The 15,317-nt window shown below is 71.4% G+C and carries 11 protein-coding genes and 1 pseudogene; 8 read left to right on the top strand and 4 right to left on the bottom strand.

Going from position 1 to position 15,317, the window contains the following annotated elements; translation table 11 throughout:
• Together ABD355_RS22475 and ABD355_RS22470 are read left to right on the top strand one after the other, a co-directional pair.
• Positions 1-1,795 (top strand): annotated as a pseudogene (locus tag ABD355_RS22475) (D-alanyl-D-alanine carboxypeptidase); the annotation flags it as partial.
• 201 nt (positions 1,796-1,996) lie between these two features.
• A complete protein-coding gene (locus tag ABD355_RS22470; RefSeq protein ID WP_344402333.1) occupies positions 1,997-3,892 on the top strand; it encodes a DUF2339 domain-containing protein in 1,896 nt (631 codons plus the stop codon).
• Positions 3,893-3,974: 82 nt separating this feature from the next.
• On the opposite strand, the gene ABD355_RS22465 is transcribed toward ABD355_RS22470, so the two are convergent.
• The 3 genes from ABD355_RS22465 to ABD355_RS22455 all read right to left on the bottom strand — a co-directional run bounded on the left by ABD355_RS22465 (position 3,975) and on the right by ABD355_RS22455 (position 6,426).
• Positions 3,975-4,823 carry a MerR family transcriptional regulator gene (locus ABD355_RS22465; protein WP_344402332.1) on the bottom strand — a complete coding sequence of 283 codons (849 nt, stop codon included), beginning with the start codon at positions 4,821-4,823 and terminating at the stop codon, positions 3,975-3,977.
• A gap of 85 nt (positions 4,824-4,908) precedes the next feature.
• A complete protein-coding gene (locus ABD355_RS22460) occupies positions 4,909-5,418 on the bottom strand; it encodes a glutathione peroxidase (protein ID WP_344402331.1) in 510 nt (169 codons plus the stop codon).
• A 9-nt stretch (positions 5,419-5,427) separates the two neighbouring features.
• Positions 5,428-6,426: a winged helix-turn-helix domain-containing protein gene (locus tag ABD355_RS22455; protein ID WP_344402330.1), complete on the bottom strand. Its 999-nt coding sequence runs from the start codon at positions 6,424-6,426 to the stop codon at positions 5,428-5,430.
• Between the two features lie 79 nt (positions 6,427-6,505).
• Here ABD355_RS22455 and ABD355_RS22450 point away from each other — a divergent pair, with 79 nt between their 5' ends.
• Positions 6,506-7,714, top strand: a complete 1,209-nt coding sequence (locus ABD355_RS22450; RefSeq protein ID WP_344402329.1) for an MFS transporter — start codon at positions 6,506-6,508, stop codon at positions 7,712-7,714.
• A 61-nt stretch (positions 7,715-7,775) separates the two neighbouring features.
• Complete coding sequence (locus ABD355_RS22445) at positions 7,776-8,492, top strand: Crp/Fnr family transcriptional regulator (RefSeq protein WP_344402328.1); 717 nt, start codon at positions 7,776-7,778, stop codon at positions 8,490-8,492.
• A gap of 16 nt (positions 8,493-8,508) precedes the next feature.
• Here the strand turns inward: ABD355_RS22445 and ABD355_RS22440 are convergent, their stop codons facing one another.
• On the bottom strand, positions 8,509-9,033 hold the full coding sequence (locus tag ABD355_RS22440; protein ID WP_344402327.1) for a Pycsar system effector family protein: 525 nt from the start codon (positions 9,031-9,033) through the stop codon (positions 8,509-8,511).
• A 285-nt stretch (positions 9,034-9,318) separates the two neighbouring features.
• Between ABD355_RS22440 and ABD355_RS22435 the strand changes: the two genes are divergently transcribed.
• The 4 genes from ABD355_RS22435 (at position 9,319) to ABD355_RS22420 (ending at position 15,277) form a co-directional block, all read left to right on the top strand.
• Positions 9,319-10,083, top strand: coding sequence for a hypothetical protein (locus ABD355_RS22435; protein WP_344402326.1), 765 nt, complete (start codon positions 9,319-9,321; stop codon positions 10,081-10,083).
• 15 nt (positions 10,084-10,098) lie between these two features.
• A complete protein-coding gene (locus ABD355_RS22430) occupies positions 10,099-12,444 on the top strand; it encodes an nSTAND3 domain-containing NTPase (protein WP_344402325.1) in 2,346 nt (781 codons plus the stop codon).
• Positions 12,437-13,846, top strand: coding sequence for a coiled-coil domain-containing protein (locus tag ABD355_RS22425; protein ID WP_344402324.1), 1,410 nt, complete (start codon positions 12,437-12,439; stop codon positions 13,844-13,846). The genes ABD355_RS22430 and ABD355_RS22425 overlap by 8 nt, the downstream gene beginning before the upstream one ends.
• An 84-nt stretch (positions 13,847-13,930) precedes the next feature.
• Complete coding sequence (locus ABD355_RS22420) at positions 13,931-15,277, top strand: DUF4407 domain-containing protein (protein WP_344402323.1); 1,347 nt, start codon at positions 13,931-13,933, stop codon at positions 15,275-15,277.
• Positions 15,278-15,317 lie beyond the last annotated feature (40 nt).

Below are 15,317 nucleotides of genomic sequence, written 5' to 3'. Positions count from 1 at the left end.
GACGGGCGCCGAGTCCAAGACGGGCCGATCCGAGGGGGGCGCTGAAGCCAAGTCCGGCGGTGCGTCCGAGGCTGGCGGTGCGTCCGAGGCGGGCGTCGAGTCCGGGACGGACGGTGCGTCCGAGGCCGGCGGTGCAGGTGAAGCCGGTGGTGGTGTCGTTGCCGACCGCGAAACCGCAGTCGCCGATGGCGAGGAAGCCCCGAAGGGGCCAGCCGCACCCGGTACCGGTGGTGCCGGTGGGAACAGCGCCAAGGCCGAAGGCGGAGCCGAGGTCGAGGACAAGCCCGTCGACCAGCCCACCGCCATCTTCAAGCGCCCCAAGCCCCAGGTCGACCAGCCCACCACCATGCTCAAGCTGGGTGGCGCCAAGACCCCGGAGCCGTCCGAAGCCGAGCGCACCAGCAAGTTCGTAGCGCTCAAGCCCCTGGACGAACCCCGCACGCCCCGCAGGCCCGCGGACGCGACCGCGCCCGTCCCGCAGGTCGGCCCCGAGCGCACCGCCCAGCAGCCGCTGCCCCCCAAGCCGCCGCTGGACCTGCTGGCCGAGCTGACCAACACCCCGCCACCGCCGCAGACCCCCGTCCGCACGATCATCCGCAGGGTCAAGATCTGGACCCCCCTGGTCCTGCTCCTCGCGATCATCTTTGCGATCGTGCAGGCCGTACGCCCCCTGCCCACCCCCACCCTCGCGCTCACCGCCGACGACTCGTACACCTTCGCCGGCACCAAGGCCGGCCTCCCCTGGCCCAACGAGGGCCAGGGCTGGATGGACGTCAACGGCATCGGCACGATGGGGAACTTCGGCAAGCAGACGCCCGTCCCGATCGGCTCCGTCGCCAAGGCCATGACCGCGTACATCGTGCTCAAGGACCACCCGCTGAAGTCGGGCGAGGAGGGCAAGAAGATCACGGTCGACGCCCTGGCGGAGAAGGAGGGCGGCTACTACAAGGACAACGAGTCCACCCTCAACACCGTCAAGAAGGGCGACGTCCTCACCGAGAAGCAGGCGCTGTCGGCCATCATGATCCCGTCGGCCAACAACATCGCGCGTCTGCTGGCCCGTTGGGACATGGGCTCCGAGGCGGCGTTCATCAAGAAGATGAACGACACCGCCAAGGAACTCGGCATGAAGAACACGACCTACACCGACGCCTCCGGCCTCAAGGAGTCCACCGTCTCCACCGCCGAGGACCAGGTGAAGCTCGGAAACGAGCTGGTGAGGATTCCGGCCCTGATGGACATCACGAAGCTGCCCTCCTGGGTCGACCCGTCCGGCAAGAAGTGGGGCAACTACAACGCCCTGGTCCCCTACAACGGCGCCATCGGCATCAAGACGGGCACGACCACCAAGGCCGGCGGCAATCTCCTCTTCGCCGCAACCAAGCAGGTCGGCGGCGAGACGGTCACCGTGGTCGGCGCGATCCTCGACCAGCAGACGGCGCCGATCATCGACACCGTCAACAACGTCAGCAAGACGGCGATGCTCGCCGCCCGGGATGCGCTGACCTCGACGAAGATACTCAAGAAGGGCGACGTCGTCGGGTACGTGGACGACCAGCTCGGCGGGCACACGCCGATCGTGCTCACCAAGGACGTCGCCGCCGTCGGCTGGGCGGGCCTGAAGGTGAAGCTGTCCTTCGACGCCGCCGCCCTCCCGCACACCGCGAAGGCCGGCACCAAGGTGGGCACGCTCACCGTGGGCGACGGCGCGAGCGGCGCGGTCAAGGTCCCCGTCGCGCTGCAGAAGGACCTCACGGAACCCGGCTTCACGGCCAAGCTCACGCGCCTCGGCTGACAGCGGCCGCGGCTGCCCTCGCACCCCGTCGGCGGGCCCACCAGGGAGCCCTCCGACGGGGTGCGTGCTAGCGTCACGAAACGGGGCAGGCCGCCGCTCACGGGGCGCGACCGGGAAATCCCCGGGGACGCGGCCGCGAACCAGCGGACAACGGGACGCGTCCCAGAACAGAAGACGGGACACCACGGGGAGTGCCTTCAGGTGGCCACTGCGGAGCCGACACGCGCCGACGACGCCGATCCGGGCCCGGGAAACGGCCCGCGAATACGCGTGCCCGCACCGCGCTCGGAGGACATGCGCGGCATGCACGGAACTGAAACGGACCGCGCGCAGCCGAGCGAGCGGGCGAACAGCGACGGGACATCACGCGCGCAGACCGCCTTCCTCGCCCTGCGCGAGCGGCTGCTGCGCCACCCGGTGCTCTCCCTCACCGCCCTGGCCGGCGTACTCCACATCGTCTGGTTCTTCACCTTCGCGAACAGTGGCGGCGATCTTGCGGCGCAGGACGCCTGGGCCGAGTTCGTCGGCCGGCACCCGGACTCGGCGTACAACCTCGCCTGGTACGGCGGTATGCACCCGGTGTCGTACAGCGTGGTCTCGCCGTATCTGATGTCGGTGCTCGGTGTCCGTACGACGATGATGATCGCGGGGACGGTCTCGGGCGGTCTGCTGACGATGATCCTTATCCGCAGCCGGAGCGTGAAGAACCCGCTGTGGGCGTCGCTGGCGGGCCTTTTCGCATTTCTGTGCAACGCGGTCTCGGGCCGGGTGACCTTCGGCCTCGGCACGATGTTCGCGCTGGGTGCGGTCGCCACCGTCTTCTGCTGGCCGTACAAGTGGCGCTACAAGCGATGGGCGAAGGCCCTGTGCACGGCCCCGCTGGCCGCGCTGGCGACGATGTCGTCACCGGTCGCGGGCCTGTTCGTCGGACTGGTCGCCGTCGCCCTGTTCCTGCAGAAACGCCGTCCCGGCGCCTGGGCCCTGGGCCTCACCCCGGCCGCGGTGGTGGCCGTGTCGGCCTGGCTGTTCCCCTTCTCCGGCACCCAGCCCATGACCATCTGGTCGGTGATCCTGCCGTTCCTGTACGCCGTCCTCGCCTTCGTGCTCGTCCCGAAGGAGTGGACGACGGTCCGCCTGACCTCCGCGGTGTACGGCCTCTCGGTCCTCGCCGTCTGGGTGGTCAGCTCGCAGATCGGCTCCAACATCACCCGGCTGGCCATGCTGTTCGCCGGGGTGACGCTGGTCGCGGCGCTCCCCTTCACGGTCCCGCGCTCGCGCAAGTGGTACGTCACCGTCCTCGCGTTCGCCGGCTTCGTCGTCTGGATCGGCTTCAAGTCGGTGGACGACATCATCCACACCTCGCCCGCAGCCTCCTGGGCGCGCGAACTCGCCCCCCTGGTCAACGAACTCCAGGGCGTCGGCGCCGAGAAGGGCCGCGTCGAGGTCGTCCCGGCCCGCTCCCACCGCGAGGCCTCCGCCCTCGCCCCGTACGTCAACCTGGCCCGCGGCTGGAACCGCCAGGCCGACATGGAGCGCAACCCCCTCTTCTACGACGACACCCTCAACTCGGCGAACTACCACGAATGGCTGCAGCGCTGGGCCGTCCACTTCGTGGTGCTGCCGAAGGGCGAGCCGGACGGCGACGGCGGGGAGCGCGAGCGGGAGCTCGTGCAGCGGGGCATGCCGTATCTGAAGCAGATCTGGGGCGACGCCAACTGGCAGCTGTTCCGCGTCACCGACCCCACCCCGCTCGCCGACCCGCCCGCCACCGTCGACCGGGCGGCCCAGGGCGAGCTGACCATCGAGGTCAAGAAGCCCGGCCGTGTCCTGATCCGCGTCCCCTACTCCCCGTGGCTCGGCCTGGTCGACACCAAGGGCAAGGGCGTCAAGCCCCCGCAGGAGACGTCCGCCTCCAAGCACCGTCCCGACGGCACGCCCAAGTCGTACGACAACGTCAACGGCTGCCTGATGCAGACGCAGGAGGACGACAAGGGCGACAAGTGGACCATCCTGCTGGCCCCGAAGGCGGGCACCTACCGGCTCGGAGCGCCGTACCAGCTGCCGCGGGGTACTCCGTGCCCCGACGAGTTGAAGTGACGGCGGCTGGGGGCTGCCGCCCCCAGACCCCCGCTTCGGCCTGAACGGCCTCGTCCTCAAACGCCGGACGGGCTGATAGTGCTCACCTCACCGGAAACGCCACGTCACACACCGCATCCTCCGGCCCCGCCGCGGCCCAGTCCGCGAAGTACACCTCCCGGCACGGCCCCGCCTGCCGAAGCCCCCGCGCCGCGATCCACTGCTCCACCGCCTCGAAGGCGGCCCCGATCTGCGGCGCAGCCACCTGCGCCTTGGTGATCCGGGTGTACGCCAGCCGCTGCGTCGGCTCCACCCGCACCTTCGTGTCCCAGTTCCGCCCGTGCCGCTCGGCCCACTCCCGTGCCGCGGCCTCGTCCGCGACCGGCACACAGGTCTCGGCGGGCCCGTCGCTCTCCATGGTCACCTCGGAGTGGTAGACGACATAGGGCGCCGCAGCGACACCCCCGCACTCGTCCGCCGCCGGCACCAGACGGTCCAGCGACGCATCGATCCACGCCGGCAACTCGTCCTGCAGCGTGTGCCGCGACTGGGTGATCACCACCCGCTCGGGCACGTCCACCGTCTCGACCACGAACTTCCCGTACATCTCGGAGCTCCTCCCCGACAGTCGTCCACGGAGGTACTCGACGAGCGTCCGCTGCCCCGCGATGCGCGCCTCGACGTCCGCCCAGTAGGCGGCGAGCCGGTCGGCGGCCCCGGTGCCGTCCGCCTCCACCACCTCGGCGATCCGGGCGAGCGGCATGTCGAGCTGCCGCAGCAGGGCCACGAGCCGGGCCCGTTCCACCTGGTCGGCGCGGTAGTAGCGGTAGCCGCTGAGCTCGTCGACGTGCGCGGGCGCGAGCAGGCCGAGGCGGTCGTAGAGCCGTAGTGCCTTGGCCGACAGGCGCGCCCGGGTCGCGAACGCGCCGATGGTGAGCAGTTCCTCGTCCACCTGAGCATCCTCCGTCACCGGACGGGGCTTTCCGCCCGGTGACGGGAACGCTCGCCCTTGCCCCAGGGGCAAGGTCAACGCCTGGCTACGCGAGGGCGCTCTCCACCGCCGCCACGAGCTCCGCCGCCTCCGGCTCGGTCTGCGGGGAGAAGCGGGCGACGACCTTTCCGTCCCGGCCGATCAGGAACTTCTCGAAGTTCCAGCGGATGTCGCCGCTGTGCCCCTCGGCGTCGGCGAAGCCGGTCAGACGGTCGTAGAGGGGGTGCCGGTTCGCGCCGTTCACCTCGACCTTCTCGGTCAGCGGGAAGGTCACGCCGTACGTCGCCGAGCAGAACTCGGCGATCTCCTCGGCGGTGCCCGGCTCCTGCCCGAGGAACTGGTTGCAGGGCACGCCGAGGACGGTGAAGCCCTGCTCGGCGTAGCGCTCGTGGAGGCGCTCGAGCCCGGTGTACTGCGGGGTCAGCCCGCACTTGGAGGCCACGTTCACGATGAGGACGGCCTTGCCGGCGTACTGGGAGAGGTCGGCGGAGCCACCCTTGAGGGCGCCGATCTCCACGTCGAGGGGAGCGGCGCCGTTGCTGTCTGCAGTCGTCATGAGCGGATGCTAGCTCCGGTACATGTCGTCCCGGTTCTGGGCCTCCACCAGAACGTCACCTGCCGCCGTCCGTGAGTACAGCACCGAGCGGCCCGCGCGCCGCCGCTCCACCAGCCCCGCGTCCAGCAGCACCTTCAGATGCCGGCCGACCGAGCCGAGGCCCTGGCCGGTGACGGCGGTCAGCTGGCTGGTGCTCATCGGGGAGACGAGCAGGACGAGGACCGAGGCGCGCCCGGGGCCGAGCAGGGCGGCCAGACTCGCGGGCGCGGGACGGGAGCGGTGGTCGGCGAGCGTCCCCGTGCACGGGTAGACGATGGCGTACCGGTCGGGCTCCTCCCACGACACCCAGCCCGCCTCGCTGGTCACCGGTACGAAGACCAGCTCGGCGCCGGAGATCTCGCGCGGCGGGTATTCGTGCAGGTTGACCTGGAGCCGGTTCTCGCCGAGCCATCGGGTCCGGCCCGGACGCAGATCGTCCAGCACGGCGGCCCAGCCGCCCTGGCTGACGCGGGCCGTGCGGGCGACGACATCGGCCTGGAGGATGTGCCGCCGCCGGGCCCAGTACGGCCGTACGGTCTCGGTCCAGACGTACTCGAAGAGGCGGGCCGCCCGCTCGGGCAGGTCGTCGCGGTCGAGCTCGGCGGGGAGCCGGGCCGCGGGGGAGACGGTGGCGAGGGCGACGGCGAGCTGGGCGCGGGCGTCGGCGGGGGCGACCGCCCGTACGCGCGCGACGCCCTCCTCGAAGGTCTCGCCGTCCCTGGGGGCCGGGGTGAGGAAGTCGGCGATCCAGGTCCGGCCGAGCCCGGCACGCACGAGCCGCGCGGTCACGGGATCGGCGGCCAGCAGCGCCCGGTAGCCCGGCAGATGGTCCCGCAGCCAGACCTGTTCACCGGGGTGCGCGGCCTGCCGCGAGTGCAGCAGGCGCAGCGAGGCGAAGGTCTCGGCGAGCGGGGAGAGGACGAACCGGCTGCGGGCGAGGGTGTCGGCGTTGATCTGCCACCAGCCCATGACCGTCACCCGCCTTCGGACGTTTCGCGTGTGCGCGAAACAATAACCGGCGTCGGCCCGCCCTCCCGAGACTCCCTGCATGCGCAGCTACCGAGACCTCTTCCGCACACCGGAGTTCACCCCGTTCTTCCTCGCCTCCGCCGCCCACACCGCGGCCCAGACGATCGGCGCCCTGGCCCTCGGCACGCTGGTCTACCGGACGACCGACTCGCCGCTGCTGTCGGCGGTGAGCATGTTCGGCCCGCAGCTGGCGCAGGTGCTCGGCGCCACGTTCCTGCTCTCGGGCGCCGACCGGCTGCCACCGAGGTCGACACTGGCCGGCATCGGTCTCGCCTTCGCCGCCGGTACGGCCGTCCTCGCCCTGCCCGGACTGCCGGTCGCGGCCGTCTTCGGCGTCGTCCTCGTCCAGGGCCTGATCGCCTCGCTGGGCGGGGGAGTGCGCTGGGGGCTGCTGAACGAGATCCTCTCCAAGGACGGCTATCTGCTGGGGCGTTCGGTGTTCAACATGCTCTCGGGGCTGATGCAGGTCGCCGGGTTCGCGACCGGCGGCGCCCTGCTGACGGTCCTGTCCCCGCAGGCCTGCCTGCTCATCTCGGCGGCGCTCTACGCCACCGCGGCTCTCGGCACCCGGCTGGGCCTGACCGCCCGCCCGCCGCGCTCCTCGGGCCGCCCGTCCGTCGCGGCGACCTGGCGCACGAACGCCCTCCTGTGGTCCTCGCGCCCCCGCCGCCTCACCTACCTGGGCCTCTGGCTCCCCAACGGCCTGGTCGTCGGCTGCGAATCCCTCTACGTCTCCTACGACCCGCACGCGGCCGGCGCGCTGTTCGCCTGCGGGGCGCTGGGCATGTTCGCCGGTGACGTGACCGTCGGCCGCCTCGTACCGGCCGCGCTGCGTCCCCGCCTGGCCACCCCGCTGCTCCTCCTGCTGGCCACCCCGTACCTGCTCTTCGCCCTGCACCCCGCACTTCCCTGGTCGGCCGCCCTCGCCGTGATCGCCTCCGCCGGCTTCGGCGCGAGCCTCGTCCAGCAGGAACGCCTGATGGCCCTCACCCCGGACGAACTGAGCGGCCACGCCCTGGGCTTGCACTCGGCCGGAATGCTCACCATGCAGGGCGTGGCCGCGGCCCTGGCGGGCTCGGTGGCCCAGCTCACCTCGCCTGCGGCGGCGATGACCTGCATGGCGGCCGCGTCGGCCGTCGTGACGGCGACGCTGGCGTGGGCGTGGCGGCGCACCGGGTCGCCCGCAGAGGGCCGGGCAGCAGGGCGTACGGCCGTTTCCCGCCCCTGAGGCACCGTCAACAGGCAGCATGCAGGGGTGCGTTCGTCGAAACATCCGGGGGAGAGCGCCCATGTCCTACGACTCGGTGAAGTGGCCCGCGCGCGGTCTGCTGGGGGCGGTGTCCTCCCAGGCCCGGCAGGAGTTGCTGGCCATGGGGGTGGAGACCCGGTTCGAGGCGGGTGACGTGCTGTTGAGGGAGGGCGAGCTCGACCGTCATGTGCTGTTGCTGCTCTCCGGCTTCGCCAAGGTGACCGCCCGGGTGGAGAACGGTGAGGAGTCCCTGCTCGCGGTCCGGGTGGGCGGCGACACCGTCGGAGAGATGGCGGCGCTGGACGGAGCACCGCGCTCCGCCACGGTGACGGCATGCGGCCTGGTGACCGCACGGATATGGAAACCCGCCGAAGTGCACTCGCTGCTGGCGCGACGACCGGACGTGCACCTGATCCTGACCGGGATCATCGCCCAGCGGCTGCGCTGGGCCAACCGCCGACGCCTGGACTTCCGCGGATATCCGGCCAAGGTGCGGCTCGCCCGGCTCCTCGTGGAGCTCGCCATGGCCTACGGCCGCCCGGTCGAGGGCGGCGTCGTCCTGGGCTGCCGGCTCACCCAGCCGGAGCTCGCCGCACTCACCGGGGCCGCCGAGACGACGGTCCACAAGGGCCTGCGCGAGTTGCGCCAGGAGGGACTCCTGGAGACCGGATACGGCTCCACGGTGATCCGTGACCTGCCCCGGCTCCGGCAACTGGCGGATCTGGCCCCCGAGGGCCCGGCAGCCCCCGAGGCGTGAGAGCACGCGCCGGGGCTCAGGCCAGTACCGGCCGCAGCACCACCAGCAGCCCGGCGCTGACGCCCATCACGGCAGTGCACACCACGGCGGCGGCCAGGCACCGGTACTTGCGCACGGCCACCTGGGCCAGGAACCGGACCGTCTGTGACAACTCCTGGCGTTCCAGGGCGACGTCGGCGGCATCCGGCTCCCCGTCGGCCGGCAGGATGTCGGGGCCCGAGGCGAGGTGGGCGAAGCTGTAGCGGTTGGCGCCGACCGGCCTCAGCACCCGGGGCCGCAGCGTGGCCGCCAGGTATCCGGCGCCGCCGAACAGCCCGCACAGGAACAGGGTGAGCAGGATGCCCGCGAGCACGCCTGCCGCACCACCGCCTTCGGCGGCGTGCAGGGCCCGACCGCTCCAGACGCCGGCCGTGCCGACCAGCGCGGCCTGCGCGGCGGCCAGGATCCCGGCCTTGGTGTCGGCGTGCTGGTGGGTGGTCTGCAGGGCGGTGAACATGTACTGCGCGGGACGGCTGTCCGGCTGTCCGGCAACGGGCGGCATACGGCTCCTCCTGCGATCGACGGCCGACGCGTCGTTTCCAGCAGACACCCGACCGGCCGACCCGATCCCGCATTTATCCGGGATCGGACCAAGAACCCCATGCGCACCAATTCACCGAATACAGCTACGACTTGGCGCGATCCCGGTATTTTCTTGCTCCTTTCCGCATCCCGTACTTCGACGGGGTTCACGGCGGCCCGGGCGTGTACCACTGGCCTACCGGCGTCCGCGTGTTCGGGGGAGCGGGCGCCGGTGTGTTCCATTCAGGGAGCGGGGAGTTCGACTATGGGAACGTTCGGTCGCAGACTGCTGCTGGCGGTCGACGCGAAGGGTTACGGCGGCGTCCGCGTGGTGACGCAGGGCCAGTTCCAGGAGGCCATCCAGAAGCTGCTCGGCCAGGCAGCCGACGCCGCCGGGCTGGAGCGGGATCGCTGGCAGACGCAGGAGGGCGGGGACTCGGTGCTCGCGGTCCTGCCCGAGGGGGCCTCGGAGCCCGACCTCGTGGACACGTTCATGCGCAGACTGGACGCCGGGCTGCGGGACTTCAACCACGACCGTCTGCCGGACCGGTGGCTCCGGCTGCGGGCCGCCGTGCACTTCGGCACCGCCTCGCGGGCCGCCAACGGGTTCGTCGGGAGGGCCCCGGTCGAGATCGGCCGGATCCTGGACAGCGTCCCGCTGAGGTCTGCCCTGACGGCGGCGCCGGAAGCGTGCCTGGCCGTAGCGGTCTCCGCGACCGTCTTCAACGACGTGATCAGCGAGGCGTACACGACCATCCGGGCCCAGGAGTTCCGCGAGGTGCGGATCGCGGAGAAGGAGTACAGCGGGACCGCCTGGATCTGGGTGCCCGGGTACGACGCGCGGGCGCTCGGCATCGAGGCGGCGGTGCCGGCGGGCCCGGACGAGCCTCGCGCGCGGGGTGGTGAAGGGGGTGGTGCGGAAAATTCCGCGCGCCCTCAAAGTGCGCCAACTGCGCCCGGAGACACGGTTGTTCAGCATTTCAGTGGAACCATCAATGCCGAGGGTGCCGTCTTCGGAATCTCCAAGTGACCCGAGCGACGGTCGATGATGAACAGCGAAAACGAGGCAGACAACGCATCGCCGGGGGAACCGCCCCGCCCCGCCGACGGCCCTGTGCCGGACGGTGAACGGGCGGCCCGCGAACCCGGTCCCGCACCCGCCCGCGGTCCTGAGGCCGCGGAGGCGGGCACCGGTGCCGATACCGCGTCGGCCGACGATGCCACGCCCGCGTCGGACGCCGCGGGCGGTCCGGCGCACGGCACCGCGCCCGACTCCGGCCCCGAGGGCTCGCCCGGCCCGGCGGCGGACCCACCCGCCGCAGCGTCCGGGACCCCGGCGGAGCCGGTCGAGACGGATCCCGAAACCCCCACCAAGGACGAGGCCGAAGACCCCGGCCCCGAGCCTGCCCAGGTGCATCACAACAACGTCTACCAGTTCTTCAACGGCGCACTCGACGCCCGCCAGGCCCGCTTCGGCATCGGCGGCGCGGAAGCCGGCGGCACCCGGCGACGGGCCATCGGCCGGCTCGACTCCGGTGAGGCGCACGCGCTGATCTCACCGTATGTGAGACCGCCCTGCTTCGAGGCCACTTGCAAGGCCCTGGAGGACGACGGCGTGGTTGTGCTGGTCGGGCCGCCGGGCGTGGGCAAGCGGTCGGCGGCGGTGAAGCTGCTGCACGAGGTCACCGGCGGAGTGGAGTACGTGGTGCTCTCGCCCGACCACAGCCTGGAAGAACTGGCCGGCCGGCCCACTTTCACGCAGGGCTACGGCTACGTCCTGCTCGACCGGCTGGACGAGGGGACGTCCGGGACGGCCGACTTCGACTGGCGGCGGGTCCGCGACAAGGTGCGCGAGAAGGGGGCCTACCTGGTCGTCACGACCGTGCACCCGGTCGACGGGGAACCGTCCGAGTCGGTACGGCACGTGGACTGGCAACTGCCCGACCTGGCGGATGTGGTCCGGGTACGGCTGCGGCAGGCGGGCTGCGCCGACACGCTCGTCAAGGAGGCCGTCGAGCGGCTCCCCGACGGGTGCCGGATCGCGGAGGCCGCGGCGGCCGCCGAGCGGATCGCCCGAGGCGGCGACCCCGAGAGGGTCTGGTCGGAGTACGGCAGCAGCGCAGCCCGGCCCGTGCGCGAGTGGTTCGCGGCCGACCGCTCGCTGCAGGAGGTGGCCGAGGTGACGACGCTGGCCTTCGTCACCGGCGCCGGACGCCGCGACTTCGAGTCGGCGCAGATCCTCCTGGAGCCGCACATCGCCCCTGCCTTCCCCGATGTGCCGGACGGGGCGGGCGAGGCGCCCGCGCCCCGTCCGTTCGTCGACCGGCGGCGCTCTCTCAGCCGTAACGCCCTCGTCGCCACCGAGGATCAGAAGTACGACGCGCTCACCCGGACGGTCGTGGTGTTCCCCAGCCCGCAGTACCGCCTGTGGGTGCTGGAGGAGCTGTGCCGCAACCACTCCACGGAGTACTGGAACGGGGTACGGGACTGGTTGACCGAGCTGGTCCGCACCCAGCCCGACCCGGCCCTGCAGATGTCCGTCGCCTCCGGTCTGGCTCTGCTGGCCAGGCCCGACTTCGGCGAGGTCGTCCGCTGCTATCTGACCCCCTGGGCGCAGGGCGCGGCCGGGCCGAGGGGCCAGTCCGCGGCCGCCATGGTGCTGTGGTGGATGTGCCTGGACGAGGCGCTCGGCGCCACCGCGCTCACCCTCGCCCGCGGCTGGGCCCAGTCCTTCGATCCTAGGATGCGGTCGACGGCCGCCTGGGCGTTCAGCGGGGAACTGGGCGTCCGCTTCCCCACGGACGCCGTGAAATGGCTGTGGCACCTCATCCGCCGTGGCGGCATGAGGGACAGCCGGGCCGTGTCCGCCCTGGCCGACCTCGTCGCCATCCTGGCCGAGAGCCGCCAGAACACGAGCGTCGTCTTCCGGGCCCTCGCACACCGCGTGGAACTGCAGCGCCCCACAGCGGTCACCACCCAGCTGAAGGAGGTCACCTTCAAAACCGTCATGGCCGTCCTGACGGTGCGCGACCTGCGCACGGGGCGACCCCTGTGCGCCGCGCTCGCCGACCGGCAGCCCCAACTGGACGACCCCATGGGCACGTTGTGGGCCGCGGTGGTGTGCCACCGCCCCCTGCGGGACGAGGCACTGCGGGCCCTGTACGACATGCTGCGCGCCCTGCCGGCCGCGAGCGACGACCCCGAGCCGGTCGCCGGGCGGCTGGGAACGGCTGTGGGCGCCGAGCTTTCGCCGCGCGAACGCGGTCTCCTGGGCGCGGAGTTGGGAAAGCTCGCGGCACGCCGCGACGACGTCATTGCCGAGCGGCTCGTAGGCATCTTCCTCTCCGCCGTACTGAGCGCACCGAGCACGAAGGAAGCACACCATGGCTGACAGATATCCCCTGGTCGAGCAGCGGGAGTTCGGGCGGGCCGACAAGCGCGTCGGGTTTCTGGCCCGGCGCCAGGCCAGGTCCGACGACGAGCTGCCGAGGCTCGCGCCGCACGAGGTGCGCGTGTTCCGGGTCGGCGCGGACTACATCGAGGACAACGGGCAACTGAGGCCCGACCACGGCATGGTGGTCGAGGCGACCTCCGTCACCGTCGTCGACCGCAGCGTCGGCGTGCCCGTCGTGGTGGAGATGCGGATCCCGTCCGCCGAGGCGGGCGACTTCACGCTGCGGACCACCTTCCACTGCACCGTCACCGATGCCCGTGCCGTCGTACGCGACGGTGTCACGGATGTGGAGGCGCTGCTCCTCGGCTATCTGCGGTCCGTCCCCGGCCTCGCCGAGGAGGGCGGCGACCTCCGGATCACCGACTCGGCCCTCGTCCGCCGCCGGATCGACGCCCGGCTGACCGCGTACCAGGAGATGCAGCCCCCGCAGGTCTCCGGCCTGCGCGCACTGCCCGGCGCGGTCGACGTCCTCACACCCGAGGAACTGGCCGCGCATGTCCGGGAGGTCGAGGAGGCCAGGCGACGGCGGGAGAAGGAGCGGTTCGAGGAGGAGCTGGCCCTGGAGAGGGCGCGCGCCGACTCCGAGATGGAGCTCCTGCGCGAGCAGCACCGGCAGGAGCTGGAGCGACTGCGGATGAGCTACGAGCGGGACCGCAGCGCCGTAGGACAGCAGCACGACCTCACGATGAAGGCGCAGCGGAACAGGTTCGACAGGGACCAGGTGACCGAGGACCTCAAGGTGCTCAGGGACGACCCCGCCGCTGCCGAGGTCCTTGCCCACCACAGGGAGGACGCGGGCACGCTCGCGGAACGGCTGCGTGAGGACGGACAGCGCCGCTACGAGCGGGAGCTCGAACTGGCCAGGCTGGAGCAGGAGGAACTGGCGCGCCGGAACGCCGTCGAGTGGGAGCAGCAGCGTTTCCGGCTCGAACGCGGAGACCGCATCCGGGAGGCGCACCGCCAGGACCGACGCGAGGACGAGGCCGCCCGGCGGGCGGACGAGGTGCGTCGGGCCGACCAGGACCGCGAGGACATGCACATGCTGCGCAGGGAGCAGCGTGACTGGCGCGAGGAGGTGCTCAGGGTGGAGCACGACCTCAAGCGACAAGCCATCGCCCGCGGGCACGGCGACAGCTCGCACGTCGAGATGGACTCCCTCATCAAGGTCAACAGCGCCCAGTACGCTCCGCAGGCCCTGGAACAGGGTGCGGAGCAGGTGAAGGTCGAACGGGCCGACCGGCCGGCCGAGGCCGACGTGGTCGACGCGGACGGTGACGGCAAGGACGGCGACGGCAGCACCGACGACCTCGGCCCCGGTCTGATGGAGGAGAACGCCTGATGGGGGAGAACAGAGTGATGGGCATGACGAGCGTCATAGCCGTCATGGGCGTGACGGTCGTGATGGTCGCGATGGGGGAGAACATTGGCCACTGACGTTCCGGTCAGGCCGGCCGACGCGTTCGCCGGTCCGCCCATGCCGTTCCGCCCGGACCGTCCCGACCGCGGCCGCGTGGCCGTCCGGCTGCGCCGGCTGATCGGTGTGCGCGAGGACGTACTGGACTACGTGCCGGAGGAACGCCCCCGCTACACCCGGTACGGCGTGGTCGTCCTCAACACCGCGTTGCTCGCCGGGCTCTCCATGGCCGTGGCCCTCGCCACCTACCGCAGCGGCCTGCCGCTCACGTCCGTGATCACGGTCGCCGTGGCCTGGTCCGGGGTGATCCTCGCCCTGGACAGCTGGCTGGTGTCCACCACCCATGGCATTCCGCCCGGCCGGCTGCTGCGGACGGTGCTGCCCCGCCTGGTGATCTCCCTGCTGCTGAGCATCTCGATCGCCGAGCCGCTGCTGTTCCAGCTGTTCGACAAGGAGATCCGCCAGCAGATAGCGGTGAGCAACGACGAACAGGTCAAGCACTACGAGGGCATGCTGATCCGCTGCAACCCCAAGACCGGGGAGGTGGACGGCAGCGCAGCCTGCCACGACTACCAGCTCAATGTGAAGAACTCGCCCGCCCAGCTCGCCAAGAGCATTGCCGACAACGCCGCCGCGACCAAGATCATGCAGGCCCGGGTGGACGGCATCAACAAGGCCCAGAGCGGCAAGAACTCGATTGCGACGAAGGAGTGCGAGCCGAGCAAGCAGAACTGGGTCGGCAGGCATTACTACACCACCGAGATCTGCGAGAACGCCAAGGCGGACGCCAAGTCGTACCACAACTCGAGCAGGATCGGCTTCTACGAGGGGCAACTCAGGAAACTGACCACCACGGGCAGCACCCTGTCCGCCCAGCAGGACCGGGCCTCCGCCTCCTACGGGCCCGCACTGCAGCGGTCCGTCGCGGCCGCAGAGCACAAGCGGCGGTCCGAACTCGCCGACGACGGCCTGCTCACCCGCGCCCACGCGCTGGAGGCCGTCGCCTGGAACGACTGGTTCGCCGCGCTCATCTTTGTCGTCGTGCACCTGCTCCTGCTCGGCATCGACTCCATGCCCGTCCTGGGCAAGCTGATGAGCGGCTCCACGACGTACGACCGACTGCTGGTCTCCCGTTTCGAGACGAGCCGCCGGATCCACGCCGATGAGATCGAGGTCCAGTACGCGTGCGCCGAGATGGAGCACGAAGTACAGCGCCACCGCGTCCAGCTGGAGACGACCGAACGGATGCATCGCCTGGAGCACGAGCATCGCCTGGCCCAGGCCGAGCGCTCCCTGAAACTACGCGCTGAGCTCGACCGCCGTGCCGCCAACCTCCTGCGGGGCGACCGAGGTTGAACGGCCACGGCCGGTACCCGAGGCATCGGGTACCGGCCGA

This window comes from Streptomyces longisporus, assembly GCF_039532765.1.
Lineage (GTDB): Bacteria > Actinomycetota > Actinomycetes > Streptomycetales > Streptomycetaceae > Streptomyces > Streptomyces longisporus.
The sequence above is the reverse complement of the archived record's forward strand: the minus strand, read 5'-3'. Positions and strand labels throughout refer to the sequence as shown.

Coding starts and splice junctions, on each gene's coding strand:
- ABD355_RS22435 (WP_344402326.1), top strand. CDS start 9,319: ATGGGAACGTTCGGTCGCAGACTGCTGCTGGCGGTCGACGCGAAGGGT.
- ABD355_RS22455 (WP_344402330.1), bottom strand. CDS start 6,426: ATGGGCTGGTGGCAGATCAACGCCGACACCCTCGCCCGCAGCCGGTTC.
- ABD355_RS22430 (WP_344402325.1), top strand. CDS start 10,099: ATGATGAACAGCGAAAACGAGGCAGACAACGCATCGCCGGGGGAACCG.
- ABD355_RS22445 (WP_344402328.1), top strand. CDS start 7,776: ATGTCCTACGACTCGGTGAAGTGGCCCGCGCGCGGTCTGCTGGGGGCG.
- ABD355_RS22450 (WP_344402329.1), top strand. CDS start 6,506: ATGCGCAGCTACCGAGACCTCTTCCGCACACCGGAGTTCACCCCGTTC.
- ABD355_RS22440 (WP_344402327.1), bottom strand. CDS start 9,033: ATGCCGCCCGTTGCCGGACAGCCGGACAGCCGTCCCGCGCAGTACATG.
- ABD355_RS22460 (WP_344402331.1), bottom strand. CDS start 5,418: ATGACGACTGCAGACAGCAACGGCGCCGCTCCCCTCGACGTGGAGATC.
- ABD355_RS22425 (WP_344402324.1), top strand. CDS start 12,437: ATGGCTGACAGATATCCCCTGGTCGAGCAGCGGGAGTTCGGGCGGGCC.